This is a genomic window from Pseudomonas sp. RC2C2 (genome assembly GCF_018390435.1).
Classification (GTDB): domain Bacteria; phylum Pseudomonadota; class Gammaproteobacteria; order Pseudomonadales; family Pseudomonadaceae; genus Aquipseudomonas; species Aquipseudomonas donghuensis.
This window is the reverse complement of record NZ_JAHBAX010000001.1, coordinates 629,988-654,165: the sequence shown is the minus strand read 5'-3', so window position 1 is coordinate 654,165 and position 24,178 is coordinate 629,988. Positions and strand designations below refer to the sequence as shown.

Annotated in this window: 24 protein-coding genes; 13 read left to right on the top strand and 11 right to left on the bottom strand. The window is 62.8% G+C overall.

Annotated features, from left to right (window positions below; translation table 11 throughout):
- Positions 1–143: 143 nt before the first annotated feature.
- A complete protein-coding gene (locus KHO53_RS02985; RefSeq protein WP_010226330.1) occupies positions 144–2,300 on the bottom strand; it encodes a TonB-dependent siderophore receptor in 2,157 nt (718 codons plus the stop codon).
- 223 nt (positions 2,301–2,523) lie between these two features.
- Positions 2,524–2,904, bottom strand: coding sequence for a hypothetical protein (locus KHO53_RS02980; protein WP_010226328.1), 381 nt, complete (start codon positions 2,902–2,904; stop codon positions 2,524–2,526).
- A 460-nt stretch (positions 2,905–3,364) separates the two neighbouring features.
- Here KHO53_RS02980 and KHO53_RS02975 point away from each other — a divergent pair, with 460 nt between their 5' ends.
- Genes KHO53_RS02975 through KHO53_RS02955 form a run of 5 tightly spaced genes read left to right on the top strand, consistent with a single transcriptional unit; the run spans position 3,365 to position 9,700 of the window.
- Entirely contained in the window at positions 3,365–4,828 is a 1,464-nt protein-coding gene (locus KHO53_RS02975; protein WP_010226325.1) for a serralysin family metalloprotease, read from the top strand.
- 57 nt (positions 4,829–4,885) lie between these two features.
- A complete protein-coding gene (locus KHO53_RS02970) occupies positions 4,886–5,263 on the top strand; it encodes an AprI/Inh family metalloprotease inhibitor (RefSeq protein ID WP_010226323.1) in 378 nt (125 codons plus the stop codon).
- Positions 5,264–5,309: 46 nt separating this feature from the next.
- On the top strand, positions 5,310–7,052 hold the full coding sequence (locus tag KHO53_RS02965) for a type I secretion system permease/ATPase (protein ID WP_100782061.1): 1,743 nt from the start codon (positions 5,310–5,312) through the stop codon (positions 7,050–7,052).
- The gene (locus KHO53_RS02960) at positions 7,049–8,347 is read left to right on the top strand and encodes an HlyD family type I secretion periplasmic adaptor subunit (RefSeq protein WP_010226317.1); all 1,299 of its coding nucleotides are present in this window, start codon (positions 7,049–7,051) and stop codon (positions 8,345–8,347) included. The genes KHO53_RS02965 and KHO53_RS02960 overlap by 4 nt, the downstream gene beginning before the upstream one ends.
- 12 nt (positions 8,348–8,359) lie before the next feature.
- Positions 8,360–9,700, top strand: coding sequence for a TolC family outer membrane protein (locus tag KHO53_RS02955; RefSeq protein WP_010226316.1), 1,341 nt, complete (start codon positions 8,360–8,362; stop codon positions 9,698–9,700).
- On the opposite strand, the gene KHO53_RS02950 is transcribed toward KHO53_RS02955, so the two are convergent.
- On the bottom strand, positions 9,697–10,890 hold the full coding sequence (locus KHO53_RS02950; RefSeq protein ID WP_036996509.1) for an MFS transporter: 1,194 nt from the start codon (positions 10,888–10,890) through the stop codon (positions 9,697–9,699). The genes KHO53_RS02955 and KHO53_RS02950 overlap by 4 nt on opposite strands.
- Positions 10,891–10,996: 106 nt before the next feature.
- On the opposite strand from KHO53_RS02950, the gene KHO53_RS02945 reads away from it, so the two are divergent.
- Entirely contained in the window at positions 10,997–11,884 is an 888-nt protein-coding gene (locus KHO53_RS02945) for a LysR family transcriptional regulator (protein WP_010226314.1), read from the top strand.
- A gap of 6 nt (positions 11,885–11,890) precedes the next feature.
- On the opposite strand, the gene KHO53_RS02940 is transcribed toward KHO53_RS02945, so the two are convergent.
- Positions 11,891–12,640 (bottom strand): 3-oxoacyl-ACP reductase family protein, encoded by a 750-nt coding sequence (locus KHO53_RS02940; protein WP_010226313.1) that lies wholly within the window; start codon positions 12,638–12,640, stop codon positions 11,891–11,893.
- 117 nt (positions 12,641–12,757) lie between these two features.
- Between KHO53_RS02940 and KHO53_RS02935 the strand changes: the two genes are divergently transcribed.
- Complete coding sequence (locus KHO53_RS02935; protein WP_100782059.1) at positions 12,758–13,696, top strand: LysR family transcriptional regulator; 939 nt, start codon at positions 12,758–12,760, stop codon at positions 13,694–13,696.
- Between the two features lie 23 nt (positions 13,697–13,719).
- Here the strand turns inward: KHO53_RS02935 and KHO53_RS02930 are convergent, their stop codons facing one another.
- The gene (locus KHO53_RS02930) at positions 13,720–14,202 is read right to left on the bottom strand and encodes a transcription elongation factor GreAB (RefSeq protein WP_100782058.1); all 483 of its coding nucleotides are present in this window, start codon (positions 14,200–14,202) and stop codon (positions 13,720–13,722) included.
- Positions 14,203–14,206: 4 nt separating this feature from the next.
- Positions 14,207–14,593 carry a hypothetical protein gene (locus KHO53_RS02925; RefSeq protein ID WP_010226309.1) on the bottom strand — a complete coding sequence of 129 codons (387 nt, stop codon included), beginning with the start codon at positions 14,591–14,593 and terminating at the stop codon, positions 14,207–14,209.
- A 121-nt stretch (positions 14,594–14,714) separates the two neighbouring features.
- On the opposite strand from KHO53_RS02925, the gene earP reads away from it, so the two are divergent.
- Positions 14,715–15,848 (top strand): elongation factor P maturation arginine rhamnosyltransferase EarP, encoded by a 1,134-nt coding sequence (earP, locus tag KHO53_RS02920; RefSeq protein WP_213569955.1) that lies wholly within the window; start codon positions 14,715–14,717, stop codon positions 15,846–15,848.
- Positions 15,849–15,896: 48 nt separating this feature from the next.
- The gene (efp, locus tag KHO53_RS02915; protein ID WP_010226307.1) at positions 15,897–16,466 is read left to right on the top strand and encodes an elongation factor P; all 570 of its coding nucleotides are present in this window, start codon (positions 15,897–15,899) and stop codon (positions 16,464–16,466) included.
- 61 nt (positions 16,467–16,527) lie between these two features.
- Here efp and KHO53_RS02910 read toward each other — a convergent pair whose 3' ends face one another.
- The 3 genes from KHO53_RS02910 to KHO53_RS02900 all read right to left on the bottom strand — a co-directional run bounded on the left by KHO53_RS02910 (position 16,528) and on the right by KHO53_RS02900 (position 18,557).
- Entirely contained in the window at positions 16,528–16,956 is a 429-nt protein-coding gene (locus KHO53_RS02910) for an organic hydroperoxide resistance protein (protein ID WP_010226306.1), read from the bottom strand.
- A 126-nt stretch (positions 16,957–17,082) separates the two neighbouring features.
- Positions 17,083–17,544, bottom strand: a complete 462-nt coding sequence (locus tag KHO53_RS02905) for a MarR family winged helix-turn-helix transcriptional regulator (protein ID WP_010226305.1) — start codon at positions 17,542–17,544, stop codon at positions 17,083–17,085.
- Between the two features lie 56 nt (positions 17,545–17,600).
- Positions 17,601–18,557: a LysR family transcriptional regulator gene (locus KHO53_RS02900; RefSeq protein WP_010226304.1), complete on the bottom strand. Its 957-nt coding sequence runs from the start codon at positions 18,555–18,557 to the stop codon at positions 17,601–17,603.
- A gap of 109 nt (positions 18,558–18,666) precedes the next feature.
- On the opposite strand from KHO53_RS02900, the gene KHO53_RS02895 reads away from it, so the two are divergent.
- Entirely contained in the window at positions 18,667–19,416 is a 750-nt protein-coding gene (locus tag KHO53_RS02895) for a sulfite exporter TauE/SafE family protein (protein ID WP_213569954.1), read from the top strand.
- On the opposite strand, the gene KHO53_RS02890 is transcribed toward KHO53_RS02895, so the two are convergent.
- A complete protein-coding gene (locus KHO53_RS02890) occupies positions 19,406–20,260 on the bottom strand; it encodes a LysR family transcriptional regulator (RefSeq protein ID WP_010226302.1) in 855 nt (284 codons plus the stop codon). The genes KHO53_RS02895 and KHO53_RS02890 overlap by 11 nt on opposite strands.
- A gap of 97 nt (positions 20,261–20,357) precedes the next feature.
- On the opposite strand from KHO53_RS02890, the gene KHO53_RS02885 reads away from it, so the two are divergent.
- Positions 20,358–20,588 (top strand): DUF1127 domain-containing protein, encoded by a 231-nt coding sequence (locus KHO53_RS02885; RefSeq protein WP_010226301.1) that lies wholly within the window; start codon positions 20,358–20,360, stop codon positions 20,586–20,588.
- Between the two features lie 58 nt (positions 20,589–20,646).
- The gene (locus KHO53_RS02880; protein ID WP_213569953.1) at positions 20,647–21,888 is read left to right on the top strand and encodes a winged helix-turn-helix domain-containing protein; all 1,242 of its coding nucleotides are present in this window, start codon (positions 20,647–20,649) and stop codon (positions 21,886–21,888) included.
- Here the strand turns inward: KHO53_RS02880 and KHO53_RS02875 are convergent.
- Positions 21,869–23,215 (bottom strand): class II 3-deoxy-7-phosphoheptulonate synthase, encoded by a 1,347-nt coding sequence (locus tag KHO53_RS02875; RefSeq protein WP_010226298.1) that lies wholly within the window; start codon positions 23,213–23,215, stop codon positions 21,869–21,871. The genes KHO53_RS02880 and KHO53_RS02875 overlap by 20 nt on opposite strands.
- Positions 23,216–23,344: 129 nt before the next feature.
- Between KHO53_RS02875 and KHO53_RS02870 the strand changes: the two genes are divergently transcribed.
- Positions 23,345–24,100: a spermidine synthase gene (locus tag KHO53_RS02870; RefSeq protein WP_010226296.1), complete on the top strand. Its 756-nt coding sequence runs from the start codon at positions 23,345–23,347 to the stop codon at positions 24,098–24,100.
- Positions 24,101–24,178 lie beyond the last annotated feature (78 nt).

Below are 24,178 nucleotides of genomic sequence, written 5' to 3'. Positions count from 1 at the left end.
CGATGGGGCCAGTGCAGTCAGCACATCAGGTGCTGCCTGGATTACGACCGCTTCGCGCTCGATCGCTGGCAAGTCCAGCTCCCACAGGTCCGGCGGCGTACGCAGATTCATTGTGGGAGCGGGCTTGACCCGCGATGAGGCCCTCAGAAACTCACAGAAGCCGAAACCCGTGCGGTGCGCGGCGCACCCTGAAACAGATAACCATCCCCCAGGTACTCCCCGGCATCGCGCCAGTAGCGTTTGTCGAAGACGTTATCCACCATCAGCCGCAGTACTGTGTCGTAGCCGCCAACCTTGGTGCTGTAGCGGCTCCCCAGATCGAACACCGCATAGCTGCCGACTTCCACCGTACCGGCCTGATTGGCGTACTTGCTGGCGCTGTAGCGCGCGCCGCCGAGCAGGGCCAGGCCCGGGATTGGCAGGCTGTAGTCAGCCTGCACCGCGGCACGCAAGTTCGGTACGTTCAGCGCCTGATGGTCTTCGTAGTCAGCCGTGCCGCTGTTCTTGACCCGCGCGCGAATCGCCGCGGCACTGGCATTGATCTGCAAGTTGGAAGTCAGCCAGCCGCTGGCGCCCAGCTCCAGGCCGATGTTCTTCTGCTGGCCTTGCTGCACATAGGTGAAATGTCCGGCGCCATCAGGTTGCGAATACTGATAGGCCTGGCGCAGCTGGAACAGCGCTGCGCTCAGGCTCAGGCGTTGCCAGTCGCGCTTGATGCCCAGCTCGATCTGCTGCGAGGTGGTCGGGGCGAGGATGTCCTGGTTGTTCTGGGCAAACCATGGCGCCGCGCTGCCTGCTGAAAGGCCTTTGCTGTAGCTGGTGTACAGCGAGATATCAGCACGTGGTTTGTAGATCAGCGCTGCGTTGGGCAGCAGCTCGTACTGGCGGGTATGGCGGCGATCGTTGCCGGCTTCATCGAAGGCTCTTTCGTCCAGGCGCACCACGCGAGCGCCCAGTTGGGTCTGCCACTGCTCGTTGAAAGTGATCCGGTCACTGACAAAAACACCGTATTGACGGCTGTCCAGGCGCCGTTCGGAGTGCCCTGGCGAGCCATCGAACGGCTCCAGTGCAGGGGTTGGCTGGTAGATGTTGCCGCTACCGATGAACTGGTTGAAGGTTGGCCGCTGATCGAGGGTGCGCCGCTGTGCGCTGCTGCCGACCGTCAACTCATGGCCCAGCCCGGCCAGCTCGAAACGCCCGTTCAGCAGCGCTTGGGCTTCGTCGATACGGCGTGTGTCGTCCGGGCTGCGGAAATCATAGATGTCGTAGTCGCCTTGCGGGCTGAAATAGTTCGGTACGCTGGATTCGGCGCAACTGGGTGCGCCATAGCAGCCCCAGGCAAACGAACTGTAGTCATCGATCACCACCTTGCTGCGCGAGGCGCTGAGGCTGCCCGTCCAGTTGTCACTGAAGCGATACTCGAAGCGCCCGCCAAGGTTCAGCGAATCGATTGTCACCGGGTTGGCCCAGTGCTGATAGGCCAGGCGGTCATGCGGGTCGATACCGTGGGGCAGGCTGTTGCCGCCCAGTAGCTGATAACCCGGCACCGAGCGCTGTTCGCGCTGCTGGTATTCGGCGTCCAGTTGCAGCACCGCGTCGGGGTTGATTTGCCAGTCGAAGGCCAGGGAGGCGAAGTCGCGCTTGCCGTCGGCATGGTCGACGTAGGAGCGGATATCTTCATGGGCCAGGTTGGTGCGCAGGCCGAACTGGCGCTCGCTGCCGAACCAGCCGCCCAGGTCGGTGGCGATGTAGCGTTCACCCTGCTCGTTGCTCGACACTGTCACCGAACGCACATCTTGCGCTCGCTTGGTCACGTAATTGATCAGCCCGCCGGGTTCCGACACGCCGCTCTGCAAGCCCGACAGGCCCTTGAGCAACTCGACCTGCTGTTTGTTCTCCAGGGCCACGTTCTGCTCGCCGGCGATGGTCTGGCCGTTGATCCTGTAGCTGCTGGCGGCATTGAGCTCAAAACCGCGCACGTTGAAGTTTTCGTAGTAGCCGATCGGGGCATAGCTTTCACCCACCGAAGCATCGCTTTGCAGGACTTCGCTGAGTGTGCGCACCTGACGATCAGCCAGCAGTTGCTCGCTGAACACCGCAATCGACGCCGGGGTGTCCAGCAATGGTGCCGGCTGGAAGCCGCCGACGGCCGCTTCGCGGGCCTGATAGCCCTCGCTGTAGGCCTCGGACACCTGCACCGGGGCCAAGGTAATGCTGTCCTGAGCCAGGCTGTGCGTGGCTGGCAGGGCCAGGCTCAGGCCGAGCAGGCGCAAGGGCAGGCGAGGGCGGGGCAGGGTCATGCAGGAGCTCCTTGACGGCGAACGCGGACGCGCCGTTATTGATCGGCTGCAGTCCGAAAGGGTTTTTTGCCCAGTAGGTAGAGGGGCGTGGGCCCAGGCATTGATAGCCTGCCGGTATTGCGCCGGGCAGGCGGGGACGCAATCTTAGCAGGGGCAACCGGCTGGCGGCGCCCCTGTTTTCAATCGGCTGCTACTGCCATGAACGAGCGGGCGTCGCGCGGCTTCAACCGTTTGCTGCGGTCTGGGAATGGCGCCGCCAATTACCGTCGATTTTCGACCAGGTTTTCTTGTCGGTGATGGCCATCAGCTTGCGACCATCCTTGAAGGTTGCGAGGAAGGTCACCTCCTCTTCCTTGCCGCCTAACCACAGGCCGGCGATCAGGCCAACCGGGCCGGCCACCAGGGCACCGGCCACACCCCAGCCAAGGGCACTGCTCAGGCTGCGGCTGGACTCCTGATTGGCAACGACCAGGTCGGTAATGCGGGTAAGGGCGATTTTCTCGCCGGGTGAAGGGCTACGGGCGGTCTTGAGTGTGAGCGATCCATTGCGGTACTCGCCTTCACCTTGCAAGAAATCGCCGGATTGAACCGTGAGTCTTGTCATAGTGGCGTCCAGGTTGAAAGGGCTATTGACCAATCCCTACTCAGCGCCAGCGCACGGCACAAGTCAATGGTCAGGCGACGGAGGGTACTCCCCTAGTTGTCACAAAAAAGTAAAGGTTCAGGGCCCACGAGTTATAACGGCATGTCGCATTCTTATAATTAAAGTTCGGATTCGCAACTAAAGCCTCCTGCTCGGTTTTCGTCTGTCGCTCGCTTTTTTAGTGGAGTCGATATATCGCCGTTTGCGCAAATTGATGCCGCTAAGCTAAATCAAGGGTTTTAAAATTGTAGGACAATAAACAACTTGGGTTAATGAAAATTGGCGTCAAAAAAAGCTGGACAGTTCAATTCCTGGTGTGTCAGTTTTTCCCCGCCTCATTCAGGCGAGTGATAGGACGATCTCGCCGCGGGAGCGTCCTGTCGGACAACAACTGCTTTTTTGTAAACAAGGAAGTGTCTGTATGTCGAAAGTCAAAGAAAGCGCTATTGTTTCAGCTGGCTCTGTATTGCAACCACACGGTGCAAGTTCCGCTTACAGCCTGATCAATAGTTTCGGCCATCAATATGATCGCGGCGGCAGTGCGACAGTGAATGGCAAACCTTCGTTCTCGGTCGACCAGGCCGCTACCCAGTTGCTGCGTGACGGCGCTGCCTGGAAAGACCTGAACAAGGACGGCACCATCAACCTGACCTATACCTTCCTGACCAAGGCGCCTGCTGGCTTCGACAGTCAGGAACTGGGCTCGTTCAGCGCCTTTTCCGCCCAGCAGAAGGCTCAGGCCAAACTGTCCATGCAGTCCTGGGCAGACGTGGCCAAGGTCACCTTCAAGGAGGCCGCGACAGGTGGCGACGGTCACATGACCTTCGGCAACTACAGCGATGGCAGCAGCGGCGGTGCGGCATTTGCCTACCTGCCATTTGACCGGCCAGGCTCGCACAAGGGTGAATCCTGGTACCTGATCAACAGCCAGTACCAAGCCAACGTCAACCCGGAAAACGGCAACTACGGGCGTCAGACCCTGACCCACGAAATCGGCCACGTGCTGGGCTTGTCTCACCCGGGCGACTACAACGCCGGGGAAGGCTACCCGACCTACGCCGATGCTTCCTACGGTCAGGACACCCGTGGCTACAGCGTCATGAGCTATTGGGGCGAGAGCAACACCAACCAGAACTTCACCAAGGGCGGCGTGCAGGTGTACTCCTCGGCACCGCTGATGGATGACATCGCGGCAATCCAGAAGCTGTATGGCGCCAACTACGCGACCCGCTCCGGCGACACCGTGTACGGCTTCAACTCCACCGCTGACCGCGACTTCTACTCGGCCACCTCGGCCTCGTCGAAAGTCGTCTTTTCGGTGTGGGACGGCGGCGGCAACGACACCCTGGACTTCTCCGGTTTTACCCAAAACCAGAAGATCAACCTCAATGACGCGTCGTTCTCTGATGTCGGCGGCATGATTGGCAATATTTCCATTGCCAAGGGTGCCATCGTCGAGAATGCCATCGGCGGCTCGGGCAACGACCTGCTGATCGGCAACGCCGTGGCCAACGAGCTCAAGGGTGGTGCCGGCAACGACATCATCTACGGCGGCGGCGGTGGCGACAAACTCTGGGGTGGTGCCGGTTCCGACACCTTCATCTTCGCTGCCAGCAGCGATTCGACCCCGAGCAATCCTGACCGGATCATGGATTTTGTCAGCGGTCAGGACAAGATCGACCTGTCGGCCATCTCGGCCTTTGCCGTCAACAAGCTGCCACTGCAGTTCGTTGATGCCTTCACCGGTCATGCCGGCGAGGCGGTACTGAGCTTCGATCAGGCCAGCAACCTCGGTAGCCTGTCGATCGACATCACCGGCAACAGCCTGTCTGATTTCCTGGTGACCACCGTAGGTCAGGCGGTCGCCACGGATATCGTGGTCTGACAACAGCCTGGAAGGGCGGCGCGCAAGCGCCGCTTCTTCTGAGAGGATTACAGGCAGATGATGGCTCTCAAGCGAATGATCGCGCTCGGCGCGGTTCCCCTGATGTTGATGACCGAGGTCGGTATGGCAAGCAGCCTGCTACTCCCCACTCCCGCACAACTGGCCGGTGACTGGACGCTTTACCCCGAAGCCGATCGCGCTGCAGGTTGCGAGCTGTACCTGGATGTAACGCAAACCTTGCGCGGTGATCTGCAATGCGTAGAAGTGCTGATAGGCAAGCGCCCCAGCGGCTGGTTGCCAACCCCCGATACCCTGGCCTTGCTGGATGGCAGCGGCAGCGCATTGGTGCACTTCAACCGTTATAAGCCCGGTATGTTCAAGTGGACTTCCGCGTCCGGCGAGACACTGTTGTTGGAACGTAAGAATAAAGAATAAAACCTTGTAGGCGATTGCCGATTTTTCAGGGATAGAAAGGCGGACAATGAACAGGCCGACTCATAAAGCCGGTGCGCCCTTGTGGGCAGCACTGGCCGATCACAAGTCCACGCTTCTGAGTGTGGGTTGTTTTACCGCGTTGATTAACCTACTCATGCTGGTGCCCTCGATTTATATGCTGCAAGTGTATGATCGGGTACTGTCTTCGCAAAACGAAACAACCCTGTGGATGTTGACGTTGATGGTGGTCGGCTTCTTTGTGTTTATTGGTGCACTGGAAGCGATCCGCAGTTTCATTGTTATTCGGGTCGGCAACCAACTGGAACAGGGCTTTAACCTGAATGTCTATCGGGCGGCCTTTGAGCGTAACTTGCGCCGGGGGGACGGACAGGCAGGGCAATCGCTCAATGACCTGACGCAGGTGAGGCAATTTGTCACCGGTCCCGCGTTGTTCGCTTTCTTCGATGCCCCCTGGTTTCCGATTTACCTGGCGGTGATCTTTCTGTTCAACGTCTGGCTGGGTGTCATGGCCTGCGCTGGTGCGTTGTTGCTGATTGCCCTGGCAATCCTCAACGAACGCCTGACCCACAAGCCGCTGGTTGAAGCCAGCGGTTTCCAGCAGCAGTCCACGCACCTGGCCAGCAGTCAGTTGCAAAACGCCGAGAGCATCCAGGCCATGGGCATGCTCGCAGCGTTGCGCCAGCGCTGGTTCGCCTTGCATTCGCGTTTTCTGACCTTGCAGAACCAGGCCAGTGATACCTCGGCGGTGATCACCGCGATCAGCAAGTCGCTGCGCCTGTGCCTGCAGTCGCTGGTGCTGGGGCTGGGCGCCTTGCTGGTGATCGAGGGGCAGATGACCCCGGGCATGATGATCGCCGGGTCCATCCTCATGGGCCGGGTGCTCAGCCCCATCGATCAGTTGATTGCTGTGTGGAAGCAGTGGAGCGGGGCGCATATGGCCTATCAGCGTCTGGACGGCCTGCTGCGCGAGTTTCCCGAGCCGCCGGCACCGATGGCCTTGCCTGCGCCAAGCGGGCGCCTGAGCTTCGAGCAGGTCAGTGCCGGGCCGCCAGGCAAGCGCGTGGCAACCCTGCAGCAGATCAGCTTCAACCTGAGTGCCGGTGAAGTGCTCGGGGTACTGGGTACCTCCGGCTCGGGCAAGTCGACCCTGGCCAAGGTGCTGGTCGGCGTCTGGCCGACGCTGGCCGGTACCGTGCGCCTGGACGGCGCCGACCTGCACCGTTGGGATCGCGAGGCCCTGGGCCCGCACATCGGTTACCTGCCACAGAACATCGAACTGCTGCGCGGCAGCATTGCCGAGAACATTGCCCGCTTTGCCGAACTGGACGGCCACAAGGTGGTCGAGGCGGCGCGTCAAGCCGGTGTGCACGAGCTGATTTTGCGCTTGCCGCAAGGCTACGACACCCGCCTGGGCGAAGACGGCGGCGATCTTTCCGGCGGGCAGAAGCAGCGCATCGCCCTGGCTCGTGCCCTGTACGGTGGGCCGAGCCTGATCGTGCTCGACGAACCCAATTCCAACCTCGACACCAGTGGCGAGGCGGCGCTGGCCACCGCCATTGCGCAAATGAAAGCCCAGGGCCGCACCGTGGTGCTGGTTACCCATCGCTCGGCCGCGCTGGCCCAGGCCGACAAGCTGCTGGTACTCAGCGAGGGCCGGATGCAGGCATTTGGGCCGGCGCATGACGTCATGCAGGCCCTGAGCCGGGCCCAGGAGCAGGCTCAGCGCCAACCGGCCAATGCCGCATTGGCAACCGGAGGTGGCGCATGAGCCAGGTCGATAAAAGCCGCAGTGCACGCTTTTATGTACGCCTCGGCTGGTTGCTGACCCTGGTCGGCTTTGGCGGTTTTATCGCCTGGGCAACCCTGGCGCCGCTTGATCAGGGCATTGCCGTGCAAGGCACGGTGGTGGTCTCGGGCAAGCGCAAGGCGGTGCAGTCCCTGGCCGGCGGCGTGGTCAGCCGCATCCTGGTCAGTGAAGGCCAACGGGTTAAGCAGGGGCAGCCACTGTTTCGCTTGGACCAGACCCAGGTCCAGGCTGACGTGCAGTCGCTGCAGGCCCAGTACCGGGTGGCATGGGCCAGCCTGGCACGCTGGCAGAGCGAGCGCGATAACCTCGGCGAAGTCGTCTTCCCGGCAGAACTCAGCGCCGACCCCGACCCGCAGTTGAGCCTGGTGCTTGAAAGCCAGCGGCAGTTGTTCAGCAGCCGCCGCGACGCCCAGGCCCGCGAGCAGGCCGGGCTGACCGCCAGTATCGACGGTGCGGTCGCCCAGTTGGCAGGCATGCGCCGCGCCCGTGGTGACCTGCAGGCCCAGGCCGATTCACTGCGCGAACAACTGGAGAACCTCAAGCCGTTGGCCAGCCAGGGCTATATCCCGCGCAACCGCTTGCTGGAGTATCAGCGTCAGTTGTCCCAGGTCCAGCGCGACCTGGCGCAGAACAACGGCGACAGTGCGCGGTTGGAGCAGGGCATCGTCGAGTCGCGGCTGAACCTGCAACAGCGTCGTGAGGAGTATCAGAAGGAAGTGCGTAGCCAACTGGCGGAAGCGCAGTTGAAAAGCGTCACCCTGGAGCAGCAACTGACCTCGGCCGGTTTCGACTTGCAGCACAGCGAAATTCTCGCCCCGGCCGATGGCATCGCGGTCAACCTGGGCGTGCATACCGAAGGTGCGGTGGTGCGTGCCGGAGAAACCCTGCTGGAGGTGGTGCCCCAGGGCACTGCCCTCGAGGTCGAAGGGCGCTTGCCGGTCAACCTTGTGGATAAAGTCGCGGTACAGCTGCCTGTGGATATCCTTTTCACGGCCTTTAACCAGAGCAGCACGCCGCGGGTAGCGGGCGAGGTGGCGCTGATTTCCGCCGACCAGTTGCTCGATGACAAGACCGGCCAGCCGTACTACGTGCTACGCAGCACGGTCAGCGAACAGGCACTGGCGCGCCTTGACGGCCTGGTGATCAAACCGGGAATGCCGGCCGAACTGTTCGTGCGCACCGGCGAGCGCTCGATGCTCAATTACCTGTTCAAACCCCTGCTCGATCGGGCAGGCACTGCGTTGACCGAACAATAAGGAAGCCCGTGCATGAAAAGCTTGATGACCGGGCTGCTGGCGGCGTTCGCCCTGACAACAGGGGCGGGCGCGCAGGCCATGGGGCCGTTTCAGGTGTATGAGCAGGCGCTGCGCAAGGACCCGGTGTTCCTTGGCGCGCTCAAGGCCCGCGAAGCCGGGCAGGAAAACCGCGCCATTGGCCGCGCCGGTTTGCTGCCGAACCTGTCGTACAACTACAACAAGGGCCGCAACGATTCCAAGGCCCGCTACCTGGGCGACTCGCGGCGCGAGGATGAAGACCGTCACTACAACAGCTATGGCTCGAGCTTCATCCTCCAGCAGCCCTTGCTCGACTACGAAGCCTACGCCAGCTACCGCAAGGGCGTGGCCCAGGCGCTGTTCGCCGACGAGGCGTTTCGCGACAAGAGCCAGGAGTTGCTGGTGCGGGTAATGACCAGCTATACCCAGGCGCTGTTTGCGCAAGACCAGATCAGCATCAGCGTGGCCAGCAAGCAGGCGTATCAACAGCAGTTCCAGCAGAACCAGCAACTGTTCCAGCAGGGCGAGGGTACCCGTACCGATATTCTCGAAGCCCAGGCCCGCTTTGAGCTGGCCGACGCCGAGGAGATCCAGGCGCGCAACGATCAGGACGCCGCCTTGCGTGAGCTGGGGGCATTGATCGGCGAACCCTCGGCACGCATCGACGAACTGGCGCCGATCAACGACGGCTTTGCCTTGCTGGCGCTGCAACCGGCGACCTATGAGGCCTGGCATGAGCTGGCGCTGGCCAATAACCCGCAACTGGCATCCCAGCGCCAGGCCCTGGAGGTGGCCGAATACGAAGTGGAACGCAACCGTGCCGGGCACCTGCCCAAAGTCACCGCCTACGCTACATCGCGGCAAATGCAGTCTGACAGTGGCAACACCTACAACCAGCGCTACGACACCAACACCATCGGCATCGAAGTCAGCCTGCCGTTGTTTGCCGGTGGCGGGGTGTCGGCGGCCACCCGTCAGGCCAGCCGCAACCTGGAGCAGGCCGAATACGAACTGGACGGCAACACCCGGGCAACCCTGATCGAGTTGCGCCGCCAGTACAACGCCTGCCAGTCGGGCGTCAGCCGCCTGCGCGCCTATCAGCGGGCGCTGACCTCGGCCGAGGCGTTGGTACAGTCGACCCGCCAGAGCGTGCTGGGGGGGGAGCGGGTCAACCTCGATGTGCTCAATGCCGAGCAGCAGTTGGCAACCACCCGCCGCGACCTGGCCCAGGCCCGCTACGACTACCTGCTGGCCTGGGTCAAGCTGCATTACTACGCCGGGACCCTGCGCGAAGAGCACCTGGCCCGGGTCGATGAGGCCTTTGTACGCCGTTAGGCGGTACGCAGGCGCACGGCGCGCTGGCGTTCGGCCAGGCCCCAGACCAGCAAGGCCAGGGCGCCGATGCTCAGACCGGCGATGACAATACCGTCCCAGCCGTAGCGCTGGAACAGTTGCGTACCGAGCAGCGAGCCGAGTGCACCGCCGATGAAGTAGCAGGTGATGTAGCCGGCATTCAGGCGGTTGCGGGCTTCCGGGCGCAGGGCAATCACGGCATTCTGGTTGCTCACGTGCACCAGTTGAACCGCCAGGTCGAGCAACAGCACACCGAGCAACAGTGCCGCCAGCGACGACTGTGCATAGGCCAGCGGCACCCATGAGAGCAGCAAGGCCAGCAAGCCTACCGTGGTGCCCAGCGGGCCTTTGCCACGGTCGGCCAGGCGCCCGGCCCAGTTGGCCGACAGGGCACCGGCGGCACCAGCCAGGCCGAACAGTCCGATCACGGCGTCAGAGAAATGGTAGGGCTCGGCCGACAAGAGAAACGCCAGCGGGGTCCAGAACAGGGCAAACAAACTAAACGACAACAGGCCCAGCAACGAGCGCAAGCGCAGGATCGGCTCGTCAACGAACAGGCGGAACACCGAGCCGAGCAGCGCTGGATAGCTGAGCCCGGCGTGCTGATGACGCTCGGGCAGGGCGCGGAACAAGGCGATCGCCGACAGCCCCATCAACGCCGCAGCCAGCAGGTAGATGCTGCGCCAGCTGCCCAGTTCGGCCATGAAGCCGGCGGCGGTGCGCGCCAGCAGGATGCCCAGCAGCAACCCGCTCATCAGCGTGCCGACGACTCGCCCGCGCTGCGCTGGATCACTGAGGCCGGCGGCCATCGGCACCAGCACCTGGGCGACTACCGAGAACAGGCCGGTGAGGGTGGTGCCGATCAGCAGCCATGCCAGGCTGGGCGAAAAGGCGCTGATCAGCAGGCCCAGGGTGCTGATGGCGATCATGCTGACGATCAGTTTGCGCTGTTCGAACAGGTCGCCCAGAGGGGCCAGCAACAACAGGCCGGCGCCGTAGCTCAGCTGTGCGGCGATGACGATGGCCCCGGCGCTGGCGGTGGTCAGGCCGAAGTGTTCGGCGATGCTGTGCAGCAAGGGTTGGGCGTAATAGTTGCTGGCGACGGCAAGGCCCGTGGCGGTCGCCATCAGCAGAATCAGGCCGCGGCTCAGGGTGTGGCTGGAAGAGGTCATGGACCGTCTCGATCAGTGGCAGTTGGGAAGTGACAGTATCGGAAATACGCTAGCATGACGCCAATGTATCGTTTTCATTCTATCCATCTTGAAAATAGATCAATCCATGAACCTCAAGCAGATTGAATATGCCCTGGCGGTGGTCGACACCGGTAGCTTTACCCGTGCCGCCGAGCGCTGCCATGTGGTGCAGTCGGCCTTGAGCCACCAGATTGCCAGGCTGGAAGAAACCCTCGGCGTCAGCCTGTTCGAGCGTAGCTCGCGGCGCGTGCGCCTGACGCCGGCGGGCGAAGCCTTCGTGCAGAGTGCCCGGCCAGCGCTGGAAGCCACCCGGCGGATTGCCGAAGATGTCGCCGCGGCCTGTGGCGAAGTACGCGGGCAATTGTCCATCGGCGAGATCACCTCGCTGACCGAACTTGACCTGGTCGATCTGCTGGCCGATTTTCATGCTCAGCACCCGTTGGTGGATATCCGCTGGCTGATGGCCAAGAGCGAGTTGCTCATTGCCGATGTGCGCGAACGGCGCCTGGACGTGGGCTTTATCGGGGTTTGGCCGGGCGAGCGGCTGGACGGCGTCGAGTACCGCCTGCTGGCCGAAGAGGAACTGGTGGCGGTCATGGCCGTCGAGCATCCCTTGGCGGGTGCCGCGCGCTTGTCTCTGGTTGATCTCCAGGCCCAGCCACTGGTGGATTTTCCGGCCGGTAGCGGCGCCCGCCGGCAAACCGACGAGGCCTTTGCCGCCGCCGGCGTGCGTCATCGGGTGCAGTTCGAGGTGACCAATATCCGCCTGGTGGAGAAGTTTGCCAAACGCGGCCTTGCCATCGGCCTGGTGCCGGCGCGAATTGCCAACAGCTTCAACGGCGTGATGTCGGTGGCAATCGAGGATGCGCCGGTGCGTCACGTGTATGCGATCTGGTCGATGCACCCGACCCCGGCCGCCAGGGCCTTTGCCCAGCTGATTGAACAGCGCCTGGCGGTCAGGGATGGCCATTGACCCGCCTCAGGCCGCGAAGCCGCCGTCGATGCTCAGGCTGGCACCGGTAATGTAGGCTGCCTCGGGGCCGGCCAGGTAGGCGACGAAGCTGGCAATCTCGTCGACATGACCGTAGCGACCCACGGCCATCAAGCCCATCAGGCTTTCGGCGAATTCGCCTTGGGCCGGGTTCATGTCGGTGTCCACCGGGCCCGGCTGGACATTGTTGATGGTGATGCCCAGCGGCCCGAGGTCACGGGCCAGGCCGCGAGTCAGGCCGACCAACGCCGATTTGCTCATGGCATAAGGGCCGCCACCGGCGAAGGGCATGCGTTCGGCATTGGTGCTGCCGATGTTGATGATCCGCCCGCCCTGGCCCATGTGCCGGACGGCCGCTTGCGTGGCCACGAAGACGCTGCGCACGTTCACCGCCAGGGTGCGGTCGAAGTCCTCCAGGCTGAAGTCCGCAAGCGGCCCCACCGCCAGAACCCCGGCATTGTTGACCAGAATATCCAGGCGACCGAACGCTTCAACAGTGCTTTGCACCGCCTGCTGCACAGCGCTGGCATCGGCACTGTCGGCCTTGATGGCCAGGGCCTTGCCGCCGGCGGCGATGATGCTCTGTTGCAGGGCGTCGGCCTGGGCCGTGGCGTTGGCATAGGTGAAGGCGACACTGGCGCCTTCGGCGGCCAGGCGTTTGACGATGGCGGCGCCGATACCGCGCGAACCGCCCTGGATCAGGGCTACTTTGCCGTGGAGGCTGGATTGGGTCGACATGCTGTGCTCCCGAAAGAACAAGGCTGGATGCCTTGGATGGGGCTCAGTATCGGCCGCTGATTACCCTGTCGGTAGCCAGTAATCGCTATAGTCTGTGTAAACCAGAAGTATGGAATCATCGGTATGGAATCCTTCAGCAGCATCGAGTGTTTTGTCCGCAGCGCCGAAGTCGGCAGCTTTGCCGAAGCGGCGCGGCGCCTGAGCCTGACCCCGGCGGCGGTGGGCAAGAACGTCGCCCGGCTGGAGGCGCGCCTGGGCGTGCGCTTGTTTCAGCGCAGCACCCGGCGCTTGACCCTGACCGAGGCCGGGCAGCGTTTTCTCGGCGAGGTGGCGGCGAGTTTTCAGACCATCCAGTACGCCGTGGCTAACCTGGCCAGTGCCGAAGGGCAACCGGCCGGCACCCTGAAGGTGAGCATGGGCACGGTGTTCGGCCGCCTGTACATCGTGCCGCTGCTGGCCGAGTTCCTGCGGCGCTATCCGGCAATCAGCCCTGACTGGCATTTCGATAACCGTCAGGTCGACCTGATTGGCCAGGGCTTTGATGCGGCCATTGGCGGTGGCTTCGACCTGCCCCAGGGCGTGGTGGCGCGCAAGCTGACCCCGGCGCACCGGATTCTGGTGGCGGCGCCGACGTACTTGCAGCAGCATCCGCCCATTACCCAGCCCGCCGATTTGCACGCGCTGGACGGCATCCTCATTCGTTCTCCGCAGACCGGGCGGGTACGTTCCTGGCCGTTGACCAGCCGCGAGCGGGAGCAGAGCCCTTTGAGCTTGCGTTTGCGCATGACCATGAGTGACTCGGAGGCAGCCTGTGCGGCGGCGGAGCAGGGCCTGGGCGTGGCGCTGGTGAGCATGCCGTTCGCCGTGCCGTACCTGCAGGCTGGCCGGCTGCTGCGGGTGTTGCCGGACTGGTATGTGGACGACGGCAATATCTCGCTGTACTACACCGAGCACAAATTGCTACCGGGCAAGACCCGGGCGTTTGTCGATTTTGTCATCGAGCAGTTTGCCCGGCAGGGGTTGGCGCAGCGGTTTGATGCGTTGGGTTCCTTGTGAAGGGGGCTGCGCAGCCTTGCCGATCACAGCACTTTAAGGATGTAATAACTCTGGCATACCCCGCCGAGCACCAGGCTCACCTCATCCTCTTCAACCTTGCCGATCAAACGTTGCCCCAGTGGCGAGCGCGGGGTGATCACCGTGACCAGTTGCGCCCCCTGGCCAATCTTCAGCCCGGCGCCTTCGGGCCCTAGAAACAGCTGCTGGCAAGTGCCGTTTTCGGCCTCGAGGGTCACCAGGTTGCTGACCTGGATCCCGCGTTGCGGGTCATAGTCGCGCAGCAACAATTGCTGGTACGCTGCCCGCGCCTGGCGGATTTCCTCCATGCGCCGGGCTTGCCCGGTGGCCAGGTACGACGCTTCAAGGCCCAGGGTGTCGTACTTGTTCTCGGCGATGTTCTCTTCGGCGGTGGCCGCTTCATAGGCGGTTTGCGCGGCGCGCTGGGCGACATCCAGATCAAAGCTCAGGGTATCGATGATGCGTTGCAGCAGGTCGGCTTTGGTCATGGGCTCAGTTGCAGAATTCAAGAACGAGGGCACGGCTTTTTTCGGTCGGCGCGGTGCGGTTCTGTTGCAGCCAGAACTGGCATTTGGGGTTGGACAGATTGCGCAGGCTGCCTTGCGCCTGCTCTTCGGCCTGCTGTACTTGCTGGTTGCGCAGGATCTGTTTGTATTGCTCGAACATCTGCTTTTGCGAGTCGGCTGTCTCCGGCGACGCCGGCGCCGTGGCTGGCGGCGCCAGCACCTGGCCGATCGGCTGCACCGTCGCTGGCAGCAGGCGCCCGGCCAGCCACAGGCTCAGGGCAATAGCCACAGCGCCAAGCCACAGGCCTAGCGCAATGCACAGGATCAGTTGCAGGGGTTTTAGGGTGATCTTCAATTCGCGAGGGCGGGGCATGATGGCCTCCTGGCCAGGACACGGGTTGCCATTGTCGCACGGTGCAACGGTTTTTTTCGTGCCACGCTTTTGTCAGTGATGATTTACCCGGACAATCGGCGCTTTTTCCAAGGGGCCAGCGATGAAAGCGCGGTGGGACATCTTCTGTTGTGTCGTCGATAACTACGGCGACATCGGCGTGACCTGGCGCCTGGCCCGGCAACTGGTGGCCGAGCAGGGCCTGGCGGTGCTCCTGTGGGTGGATGACCTGAAGGCGTTCGTGCGTATCTGCCCCGAAGCCCAGGCCGACGTCGCCCAGCAATGGCAGCAGGGCGTGGATGTGCGCCAATGGCCTTCCGATTGGCAGGACACTTCGGTAGCTGATGTGGTGATTGGCGCTTTCGCCTGTCAGCTACCGCCTGCCTATGTGCAGGCCATGCTCGAACAACCCCGTGCGCCATTGTGGTTGAACCTGGACTACCTCAGCGCTGAAGACTGGGTCGAAGGTTGCCATGGCTTGCCGTCGCCCCAGGCCAATGGCTTGCGCAAGGTGTTTTTCTTCCCAGGCTTTACCGCCAAGACCGGCGGCTTGCTGCGTGAGGCGAGCTTGCTGCCACGTCGCCAGGCGTTTGAGCAGGACCCGGCCGCACGCAAGGCGTTTCTGCAGGGGCTAGGTGTAACGCCAGAACGCAATGCCCGGCTGATTTCGCTGTTCGCCTACGAAAACCCCGGCGTCGCCAGCTGGCTGGATGCCCTGGCTGCCGACTGCCGCGCCAATCACCTGCTGGTGCCCGAAGGCCGGGTGCTGGGCGACGTTCAGGCCTGGCTCGGCGAGCAGGCGCTGAGCGTAGGCAGCATTGCCCGGCGCGGTGCCTTGACCGTGCAGATCCTGCCTTTCGTCAGCCAGGACGATTACGACCGGCTGCTCTGGTGCTGCGATTTCAACGCGGTGCGTGGCGAAGATTCGTTCGTCCGCGCGCAATGGGCCGCACGGCCGCTGCTCTGGCATATCTATGTGCAGGAAGAGTATGCCCACTGGGAAAAACTCGAAGCGTTTCTCGATCTGTACATCCAGGGATTGTCCGCGCCCGCCGGGGCCGCGCTGGTACAATTGTGGCGTGCCTGGAACATGGACAACGACATGGGCCAGGCCTGGCAACAGGTGCTGGCGCACTGGGACGAGCTGGACCAGCACGCCCGCCGCTGGAGCGCGGTGCAAGCCGCTCAGCCGGACCTTGCCACGGCGCTGGTACAGTTTTACCGAAATTGGCTATGATATGCGGCCTCGATTTTTGTAAATCCATCCAAATTCGGATATCTCGCAATGAAAACTGGTAAAGAGCTGAAACCCGGTACCGTACTGCGGATCGACAACGACCCGTGGCTGGTTCAGAAAACTGAATTCACCAAGTCGGGCCGTAACAGCGCGATCATGAAGACCAAGCTGAAGAACCTGCTGACCGGCTACAAGACCGAGACCGTTTACGGTGCGGACGACAAGCTGGACGACGTGATCCTGGATCGCAAAGAAGCGACCCTGTCGTTCATCAGCGGTGACTCGTTCACCTTCATGGACACCACCGACTACACCATGTACGAACTGAACGCCGAAGACATCGAGGCCGTTCTGCCGTACATCGAAGAAGGCATGGAAGACGTCTGCGAAGCCGTATTCTTCGAAGGCCGCCTGGTATCGGTAGAACTGCCGACCACCATCAGCCGTCAGGTTGTCTACACCGAGAACGCTGCTCGCGGCGACACCTCGGGCAAGGTCATGAAACCTGCCAAGCTGAAAAACGGCACTGAAATCAGCGTTGCTGACTTCATCCAGATCGACGAGTGGATCGATATCGACACCCGCGACAACAGCTTCAAGGGCCGTTCCAAGAAGTAATTCTTGCGCCCATGAAAAACCCGGCCTTGGCCGGGTTTTTTTATGCCTGGTGTTTTATCGCTCAGACAGTGACATGCAAGCGTACATCGACGTTGCCACGGGTGGCATTGGAGTACGGGCAAACCTGGTGGGCAGCTTCAACCAGTTGCTCTGCCTCAGCCTGCTCCAGCCCCGGCAGGTCGATGTTCAGGTCGATATCCAGACCGAAGCCACCCGGAATCTGGCCAATACCAACCTTGGCAGTGATCGAGCTCTCGGCTGGCAGGGCCTTTTTCTGCTGGCCGGCAACGAACTTCAGGGCGCCGATAAAGCAGGCCGAGTAGCCGGCGGCAAACAGTTGCTCGGGGTTGGTGCCGTCGCCACCTGCGCCGCCCAGTTCTTTGGGGGTGCTCAGCTTGACTTCCAGCTTGCCGTCGCTGGAGCGCGAACTGCCGTCGCGGCCACCGGTGGATTTGGCTTGGGCAATGTACAGCGGAGTGACCTTTTGCATGATGAGCCTCGCTTGTGAGTTGCGCCGCGGCGCTGAGTGGGTACGGGAATTAAGTTAGCGCGCAATTATTTAGTGCGCAAGATAATTTTCGGCTGACCTACCAACGGTCATTTCTCAGCATAGCGCTCAGAGGTTTTTTTGCAGGTTGGCGCGCAGTTCCAGCAAATCGGCCTGCAGCTGTTGCAGGCGTTCGAGGTTCTCGCCGCTGGCGGCCAGAATGCAGTGGGGCACGTCTTTGGCCCGGGCTTGCAGGGCTCGGCCCTGATCGCTTAGTTGCACCAGCACCACCCGTTCATCTTCGCGGCTGCGGCTGCGCTTGAGCAGGCCTTCGGCTTCCAGGCGTTTGAGCAACGGTGTCAGAGAACCCGGATCGGTCAGCAGGCGCTGGCTGATCTCTCCGACGGTCAAACCGTCCTGTTCCCACAGCACCAGCATTGCCAGGTACTGTGGATAAGTCAGCCCGAGTTTGTGCAGCAGCGGTTTGTAGACCTTGGTCATCAGCAACGAAGTCGAGTGCAGGGCAAAGCACACCTGGTTGTCCAGGAGCAGTTCGTCGCAAGGAACAGGCGCTTTAGGGTCGGCGTTCATGCACATCCTTCAATGGGTTGGGTCCTTTAAATTTAGCACGCAGGTCATTAGCGCACTTACTGCCAGCGCAGCTCGCTTTGCAGCGCCAGGTCCCACGGCGGGATCGGGCTGAAGCGGTGCTTGAGGAATTCGAGCAGCAAACGGCTGCGAGAGTTCGTTTCATGTTCCAGGCGCAGGGCATAGATGCCGCTGCTTTCGGCGCTGGGCAGGCCGTTGTCACAGAATAGCGGCAGCAATTCGCCACGCAGCAGGTATTCGCTGATCAGCCAGGTGGGCAGGTGGGCAATGCCCAGGCCTGCCAGGGCGCCGAACAACAGGGTTTCGGCGTTGTTGGCACTCATGCGCATGCGGGTGGGGCGATACAGGCGCATCTGCCCCTCGACCGCGAAGCGCCAGGCGAAGGGCGGGGCCAGGCCGTCCCAGTCCAGGCCGTGGTGTTCGGGTAATTCAGCGGGGCTGGCGGGAATGCCGCGCTGGGCCAGGTAAGCGGGGCTGGCGCAGGCAATGCGGACCATGTAGGCCAGCGGTGTGGCCACCAGGCGGGTATCGGCCAGGGGCCCTGCGCGCAGCACCAGGTCGACTTCGCCCAGGTGCGAGCCGTGCAGGTCGACGAAGCTGTCGATCAGGCGCAGTTGCACATCCAGCCCCGGATAGGCCACCAGAAAGTCGGCGATGGCCGGGGCCAGGTGGCGGCGGCCAAAGGCGGCCGGGGCGTCGATGCGGATCAGGCCTTCCGGGGCGTTGCTCAGCGATACCGCTTCAGCGCGGGCCAGGCGCAGCTCTTCGACAATCCTGCGGGCGCGTTCGGCAAAGGCATTACCCGCCGGGGTCGGCCGTACCGCATGGGTGCTGCGCACGAACAGGCGGCTGCCGACCGCGTTTTCCAGGGTGTCGATACGCCGCGCCACCGCCGAAGGCGTCAACGGATGGCGCCGGGCGGTGGCGGAGAAGCTGCCGGTTTCCAGTACATCAAGAAACAGGCTGAGTTGTTCGGTCAGGGCATCGGGGTTCATGCTGAAGTCTGCTTTTGCGTAAATAGCATAGCCATTGTGCGTTGCTGTGCGTTTCCCCGCTAGCACCAGCTCGGTAGCATGCACCGATTGGTATTTCAGAGAGACGGCAATGATCGAGTGGGCGATGTACATAGCGCTGGGCGCGGCACTGGGCACGGTGGGCGGGTTGTTCGGCATCGGTGGCGGGCTGATCGCGATTCCGGCGCTGGGGGTGTTGTTCGGCCTCGACCAGCAACTGGCCCAAGGCACCGCGCTGGTGATGGTGGTACCGAATGTGCTGCTGGCGCTGTGGCGGTATCACCAGCGAAATCGCATCGAACTCAAACATGCCTTGCCGCTGGCCGCGACCAGCTTTGTTTTCGCCTGGCTCGGTTCGATCTGGGCGGTGGGTGTGGATGCCCAGGCCATGCGCTTTGGCTTTGTGCTGTTCTTGGTGGCGCTGGCCGCCTGGAACCTGGCGCGGATGTTCATGCGTACGGCGCAGCCGTCCAGCGAGCTGCGCCAGCCCTGGCCGTGGCTGGGCGTACTGGGCAGCGGCGCGGGGGTGCTGGGCGGCTTGTTCGGGGTCGGTGGGGCAGTGGTGGCGACCCCGGTGCTGACCAGCGTGTTCGGCACCACCCAGGTGGTTGCCCAGGGGTTGTCACTGGCCCTGGTAGCCCCCAGTACTGCCGTCACCTTGCTGACTTACGGCGTGCATCAGCATGTGCAGTGGAGCATGGGCATCCCGCTGGCTATCGGTGGCCTGCTGAGCATCAGCTGGGGTGTGAAACTGGCTCACGCCCTGCCGGAAAGAGTCCTGCGTTCACTGTTCTGTGGGTTTCTGGTGCTCTGTGCGGTGATGCTGGCCTTCAAGATCTGAAGCCTTCGATGATGTAGTCGGCCAGGCAGTCGGTCATTTCCGACTGCGTGGTGCGATTGCGCAGCAGCATGATGCTGGCGGTGGGCAAGGGTGGCAGGCCTTCGGCTTCGCCAATGATCTGCAGGTCGCTGGTGATCAGGCTCTGCAACTGCGCGGTGACCGCCAGGCCGGCACTGACCACGGCCATGATCGCCGCGGTGCTAGCGCTGGTGTAGGCGATCCGGTACTCCTTCTCGATGGCATCCAGGGCATTGCAGGCCCAGGTCCGGCAATAGCAATCGCAGTTGAACATCGCCAGCGGCAGAGGGTTGTGCTCATGCGGGCAGAAGCCCCGGGCTTGCACCCACACTGCGCGCTCGCGGCGCAGCAACTGGCCGATTTCGTTGCCCGGTTCGCGGGTGATGATGGTCAGGTCCAGATCCTGGCGTTGCATCAACTGCCGAGAGCTTTCGCAGTGCACTTCGACCTGAACCAACGGGTAGGCCTGGGCGAAACTGGACAGGATGCCCGGCAAAAAGCGCATGGCGTAGTCGTCCGGCGTACCGATGCGCACCACCCCGACCATGTGCGGCATGCGCAGGGTATTGAACACCTCGCCGTGCAGCTTGAGGATGCGCCGGGCGTAGCCGAGCAGCACCTGGCCCTCGGCAGTCAGGCGCACCTGGCGGCCATCGCGCTCGAACAGCTGGCGCTGGATGATGTCCTCCTCCAGGCGCTTCATCTGCATGCTCACCGCCGACTGGGTACGATTGACCACTTCGCCAGCACGGGTGAAGCCGCCGTGTTCGGCAATGGCGACGAAGGTGCGCAGCACGTCGGAATCGATACTCTGGTACTGGGACAAGGCATCAATCTCCTAGATGTATTACATAAGAAACATTCGTTGGATTGATCTTATGCCGGACCTGACACTGTCGTCATCCCAACAGGAGGGTAAGACGATGAAAGGTCAGAAATCGCTTGTTCTGCAGTACTCAACGTCCCAGCACAGCTGGTTTTACCAGCTCACCCACGTCGCGGCCCAACGGCTGATGCGTTGGCGCCAACTGCACCGCGAGCGCCGCGAACTGGCGCGCCTGAGTGATGCGGCGCTGGATGATATCGGTCTTAGTCGGGCGGATATCCTGCGCGAGGTGGAGCGGCCATTCTGGGAGGATCCACTGAAAAAATGAGTCGCATCATCGAGGTGCCACGACTAGTGTAAGTGGGCTTGTTCACAAGGAGCCGGGCATGCCCACCACACAGTCCCTTTCCCTGGCCCAGGCGCGCCGCCTGGCGCTGTCGGCACAAGGCTTCAACACTCGCCAGACAAGCGCGTCGATGGGGGCCGCGCAGCTGCAGCGGATGATCGAACGCCTGGGGGGGGTGCAGATCGACTCGGTCAATGCCCTGGTACGCTCCCACTACCTTCCGCTGTTTTCCCGTCTTGGCAGTTATCCACAGGCGCTGCTTGATCAACTGGCCTGGGGCCGCAACCGTCAACGCAAACTCTTCGAGTACTGGGGGCATGAGGCCTCGCTGCTGCCGCTTTCGCTGTACCCGTTGCTGCGCTGGCGCATGGACCGTGCGCGTCAGGGCCAGGGCATCTATCAACAGCTGGCGCGCTTTGGCCGCGAGCAGCAAGCGACCATCGCCCGGGTGCTGGCGGCGGTGACCGAACAGGGCGCTCTGGGCGCGGGCAGCCTGTCGACCCGCCAGGAGCGTGCCGGCCCGTGGTGGGACTGGAGCGCTGAAAAGCACGCGCTGGAGTGGCTGCTTGCCGCGGGATTGGTCAATGTCGCCGGTAGGCGCGGTTTCGAGCGCCTGTACGATTTACCCGAGCGGGTGCTGCCGGCGGCATTGCTTGAGCAACCGCCAATGAATGAGGCCGACGCGCAACGCGGACTGTTACTGCATGCCGCGGGTGCGTTGGGGGTGGCTACCGAGAAGGACCTGCGAGACTACTTTCGCCTGGCCCCCGGCGATAGCCGCGCACGGCTGGCCGAGCTGGTCGAGGAGGGCGCATTGCAGGCCTGTGCGGTGCAGGGCTGGACGCAAGCGGCGTACTGCCTGGGTTCGCCACGGGTGCCGCGCAAGGTGAGCAGCAGCGCCTTGCTTTCGCCCTTTGACTCGCTGGTCTGGGAGCGGGAGCGCACCGAGCGTCTGTTTGATTTCCGCTACCGGCTGGAGATCTACACGCCTGCGCACAAACGTGTGTACGGCTATTACGTGCTGCCGTTCCTGCACAACGAACGCATTGCCGCACGGGTCGACCTGCGTGCCGAGCGCGCTAACGATTGCCTGGCGGTACACGCGGTGCATGAAGAACAGGCGGGGCTGGATGAGGCGGGCATGCAGGCCCTGGCTGAAAGCCTGCAGCGCATGGCCGCCTGGCTGGGCCTGGCCGAGGTGCAGTTGAACTGCCCGCGTGCCAGTGCCGCACGCTTGCGCGAGGCGCTGGCACGCAGTGACCTCAGCGACGTACCTGCTTGAGGGTTTCGGCAATCAGGAAGGCCAGCTCCAGTGACTGATCGGCGTTCATCCGCGGGTCGCAATGGGTGTGGTAGCGGTCGGAGAGGGCGTCTTCGGTGATTGGCCGGGCGCCGCCGATGCACTCGGTGACGTTCTGCCCGGTCATTTCGATATGAATCCCCCCGGCATGGCTGCCTTCGGCCTGATGGACCTGGAAGAACTGCTTGACCTCGCTGAGGATCTGGGCGAAATCGCGGGTCTTGTAACCGCTGCTGGCCTTGATGGTGTTGGCGTGCATCGGGTCGCAGCTCCACAGCACCTGGCGCCCTTCGCGCTCGACGTTGCGGATCAGGGCCGGCAGATGTTCGCCGACCTTGTTCGCCCCCATGCGCACGATCAGGTTGAGGCGGCCGGGGTCGTTGTCCGGGTTGAGCACGTCGATCAGGCGAATCAGCTCTTCGCTGTTCATGCTCGGGCCGACCTTGACCCCGATCGGGTTGTTCACCCCGCGCAGGAACTCGACATGGGCGCCATCGAGCTGGCGGGTGCGGTCGCCGATCCAGAGCATGTGCGCCGAGCAGTCGTAATAGTCGTTGGTCAGGCTGTCGCGACGGACGAAGGCTTCTTCATAGTTCAGCAGCAGCGCTTCGTGGGCGGTGAAGAAGCTGGTTTCGCGCAACTGCGGCGAGCTGTCCAGGCCGCAGGCGCGCATGAAGGCCAGGGTTTCGTCGATGCGGTCAGCCAGCTGGCTGTACTTTTCTGCCAGCGCCGAGTTGGCGATGAAGTCCAGGTTCCACTTGTGTACCTGATGCAGGTCGGCGAAACCGCCCTGGGCAAAGGCGCGCAGCAGATTGAGGCTGGCAGTGGACTGGTGGTAGGCCTGCAGCAGGCGCTCCGGGTCCGGGATCCGGCTCTTTTCATCGAAGCCGATGCCGTTGACGATGTCGCCGCGGTAGGCCGGCAGGGTGACGCCGTCAATGGTTTCATCGCCTGCCGAGCGCGGCTTGGCGAACTGCCCGGCCATGCGCCCGACCTTGACCACCGGGCAACCGGCGGCAAAGGTCATGACAATGGCCATTTGCAGCAGCACCTTGAAGGTGTCACGAATCTTGGCTGCCGAGAACTCGGCGAAGCTCTCGGCGCAATCGCCGCCTTGCAGCAGGAACGCGCGGCCCTGGGTGACCTCGGCGAACTGACGGCGCAGTTCCCGGGCCTCGCCGGCAAAGACCAGCGGCGGGTAGCTGGCCAGGGTCTGCTCGACCTTGAGCAGGTGCGCGGCATCGGGGTAGCTCGGTTGTTGCTGGATCGGCAGGGCGCGCCAGCTGTCAGGACTCCAGGGGTGGTTCATCACGGGCTCGATCTGGTCGGAAAAGGGCTGTCTGCCATGTTAACAGGTGCCACGTACCTTGTTGCACTGGCGCCATTGACGGACAATGGCGGTTTTTGCTTGGTACAGCGGCGCCTGCCGGGAGACAGCATGACAGAGGAACGGGTAGAGCGGCTGCTGGCCCAGGTCCACGATCAGTACGGCACCATCAGTGTGCTGGAAGTCGATGACTATCGCTTTCTCGAATTTGGCGAGGCGATCGAGCAGAGCTGTGTGTTCACCGCCGACCCGAGCTGGCTGGAGTACGACTACACCCGGGCCATGCTGATTGGCGCGCTGGCCCACCCCGAACCCGAGAGCGCGCTGTTTCTGGGCCTGGGGGCCGGTACCCTGACCCAGGCGTGCCTCAAGTTCCTGCCGCTGGAAGACGTCGAAGCCATCGAACTGCGCCCGGATGTGCCGCGCCTGGCCATCGAGTACATGGGCCTGGATGATGATCCGCGCCTTTATATCCGCATTGGCGATGCGATGGAGCTGCTGGAAACCGCCGAGTCCGCTGACTTGATTTTCGTCGACCTGTACACCGATCATGGCCCGGGTGTTGCGCACCTGGCCTGGCGTTTTCTGGAGGATTGCCAGCAGCGTCTGAATCCCGGTGGCTGGCTGGTGATCAACCAATGGGCCAGCGATGACGGCAAGCCGTTGGGCGCTGCGTTGTTGCGCGGGCTCTACCATCGTCATTACTGGGAACTGCCGGTCAAGGAGGGTAACGTCATCCTCATGGTGCCGGCTGACCTTGAGCAGCAGCTCGATCTGCCCGGCCTCACCGCCAGGGCCGAGGCGCTGGCGCCACAACTGGGCTACTCGTTGCAACCGCTGATCGGCGCGATCCGCCCGGCGTCCTGAGGCGCGTCACTGGGTCACTGGCGGAAAATCGATTCAGCCGCCGGTGCGGTTATCTTCCCGGGCCCGCCTTGGCGTGGC

Excerpts from the sequence above, each read along its gene's own strand:
- KHO53_RS02960 (WP_010226317.1), top strand. The coding sequence starts at position 7,049 with ATGAGCCAGGTCGATAAAAGCCGCAGTGCACGCTTTTATGTACGCCTC.
- KHO53_RS02870 (WP_010226296.1), top strand. The coding sequence starts at position 23,345 with ATGACAGAGGAACGGGTAGAGCGGCTGCTGGCCCAGGTCCACGATCAG.
- efp (WP_010226307.1), top strand. The coding sequence starts at position 15,897 with ATGAAAACTGGTAAAGAGCTGAAACCCGGTACCGTACTGCGGATCGAC.
- KHO53_RS02930 (WP_100782058.1), bottom strand. The coding sequence starts at position 14,202 with ATGACCAAAGCCGACCTGCTGCAACGCATCATCGATACCCTGAGCTTT.
- KHO53_RS02905 (WP_010226305.1), bottom strand. The coding sequence starts at position 17,544 with ATGAACGCCGACCCTAAAGCGCCTGTTCCTTGCGACGAACTGCTCCTG.
- KHO53_RS02880 (WP_213569953.1), top strand. The coding sequence starts at position 20,647 with ATGCCCACCACACAGTCCCTTTCCCTGGCCCAGGCGCGCCGCCTGGCG.
- earP (WP_213569955.1), top strand. The coding sequence starts at position 14,715 with ATGAAAGCGCGGTGGGACATCTTCTGTTGTGTCGTCGATAACTACGGC.
- KHO53_RS02945 (WP_010226314.1), top strand. The coding sequence starts at position 10,997 with ATGAACCTCAAGCAGATTGAATATGCCCTGGCGGTGGTCGACACCGGT.
- KHO53_RS02900 (WP_010226304.1), bottom strand. The coding sequence starts at position 18,557 with ATGAACCCCGATGCCCTGACCGAACAACTCAGCCTGTTTCTTGATGTA.
- KHO53_RS02885 (WP_010226301.1), top strand. The coding sequence starts at position 20,358 with ATGAAAGGTCAGAAATCGCTTGTTCTGCAGTACTCAACGTCCCAGCAC.
- KHO53_RS02965 (WP_100782061.1), top strand. The coding sequence starts at position 5,310 with ATGAACAGGCCGACTCATAAAGCCGGTGCGCCCTTGTGGGCAGCACTG.
- KHO53_RS02975 (WP_010226325.1), top strand. The coding sequence starts at position 3,365 with ATGTCGAAAGTCAAAGAAAGCGCTATTGTTTCAGCTGGCTCTGTATTG.
- KHO53_RS02980 (WP_010226328.1), bottom strand. The coding sequence starts at position 2,904 with ATGACAAGACTCACGGTTCAATCCGGCGATTTCTTGCAAGGTGAAGGC.
- KHO53_RS02970 (WP_010226323.1), top strand. The coding sequence starts at position 4,886 with ATGATGGCTCTCAAGCGAATGATCGCGCTCGGCGCGGTTCCCCTGATG.
- KHO53_RS02910 (WP_010226306.1), bottom strand. The coding sequence starts at position 16,956 with ATGCAAAAGGTCACTCCGCTGTACATTGCCCAAGCCAAATCCACCGGT.
- KHO53_RS02875 (WP_010226298.1), bottom strand. The coding sequence starts at position 23,215 with ATGAACCACCCCTGGAGTCCTGACAGCTGGCGCGCCCTGCCGATCCAG.
- KHO53_RS02985 (WP_010226330.1), bottom strand. The coding sequence starts at position 2,300 with ATGACCCTGCCCCGCCCTCGCCTGCCCTTGCGCCTGCTCGGCCTGAGC.
- KHO53_RS02950 (WP_036996509.1), bottom strand. The coding sequence starts at position 10,890 with ATGACCTCTTCCAGCCACACCCTGAGCCGCGGCCTGATTCTGCTGATG.
- KHO53_RS02925 (WP_010226309.1), bottom strand. The coding sequence starts at position 14,593 with ATGCCCCGCCCTCGCGAATTGAAGATCACCCTAAAACCCCTGCAACTG.
- KHO53_RS02895 (WP_213569954.1), top strand. The coding sequence starts at position 18,667 with ATGATCGAGTGGGCGATGTACATAGCGCTGGGCGCGGCACTGGGCACG.
- KHO53_RS02955 (WP_010226316.1), top strand. The coding sequence starts at position 8,360 with ATGAAAAGCTTGATGACCGGGCTGCTGGCGGCGTTCGCCCTGACAACA.
- KHO53_RS02940 (WP_010226313.1), bottom strand. The coding sequence starts at position 12,640 with ATGTCGACCCAATCCAGCCTCCACGGCAAAGTAGCCCTGATCCAGGGC.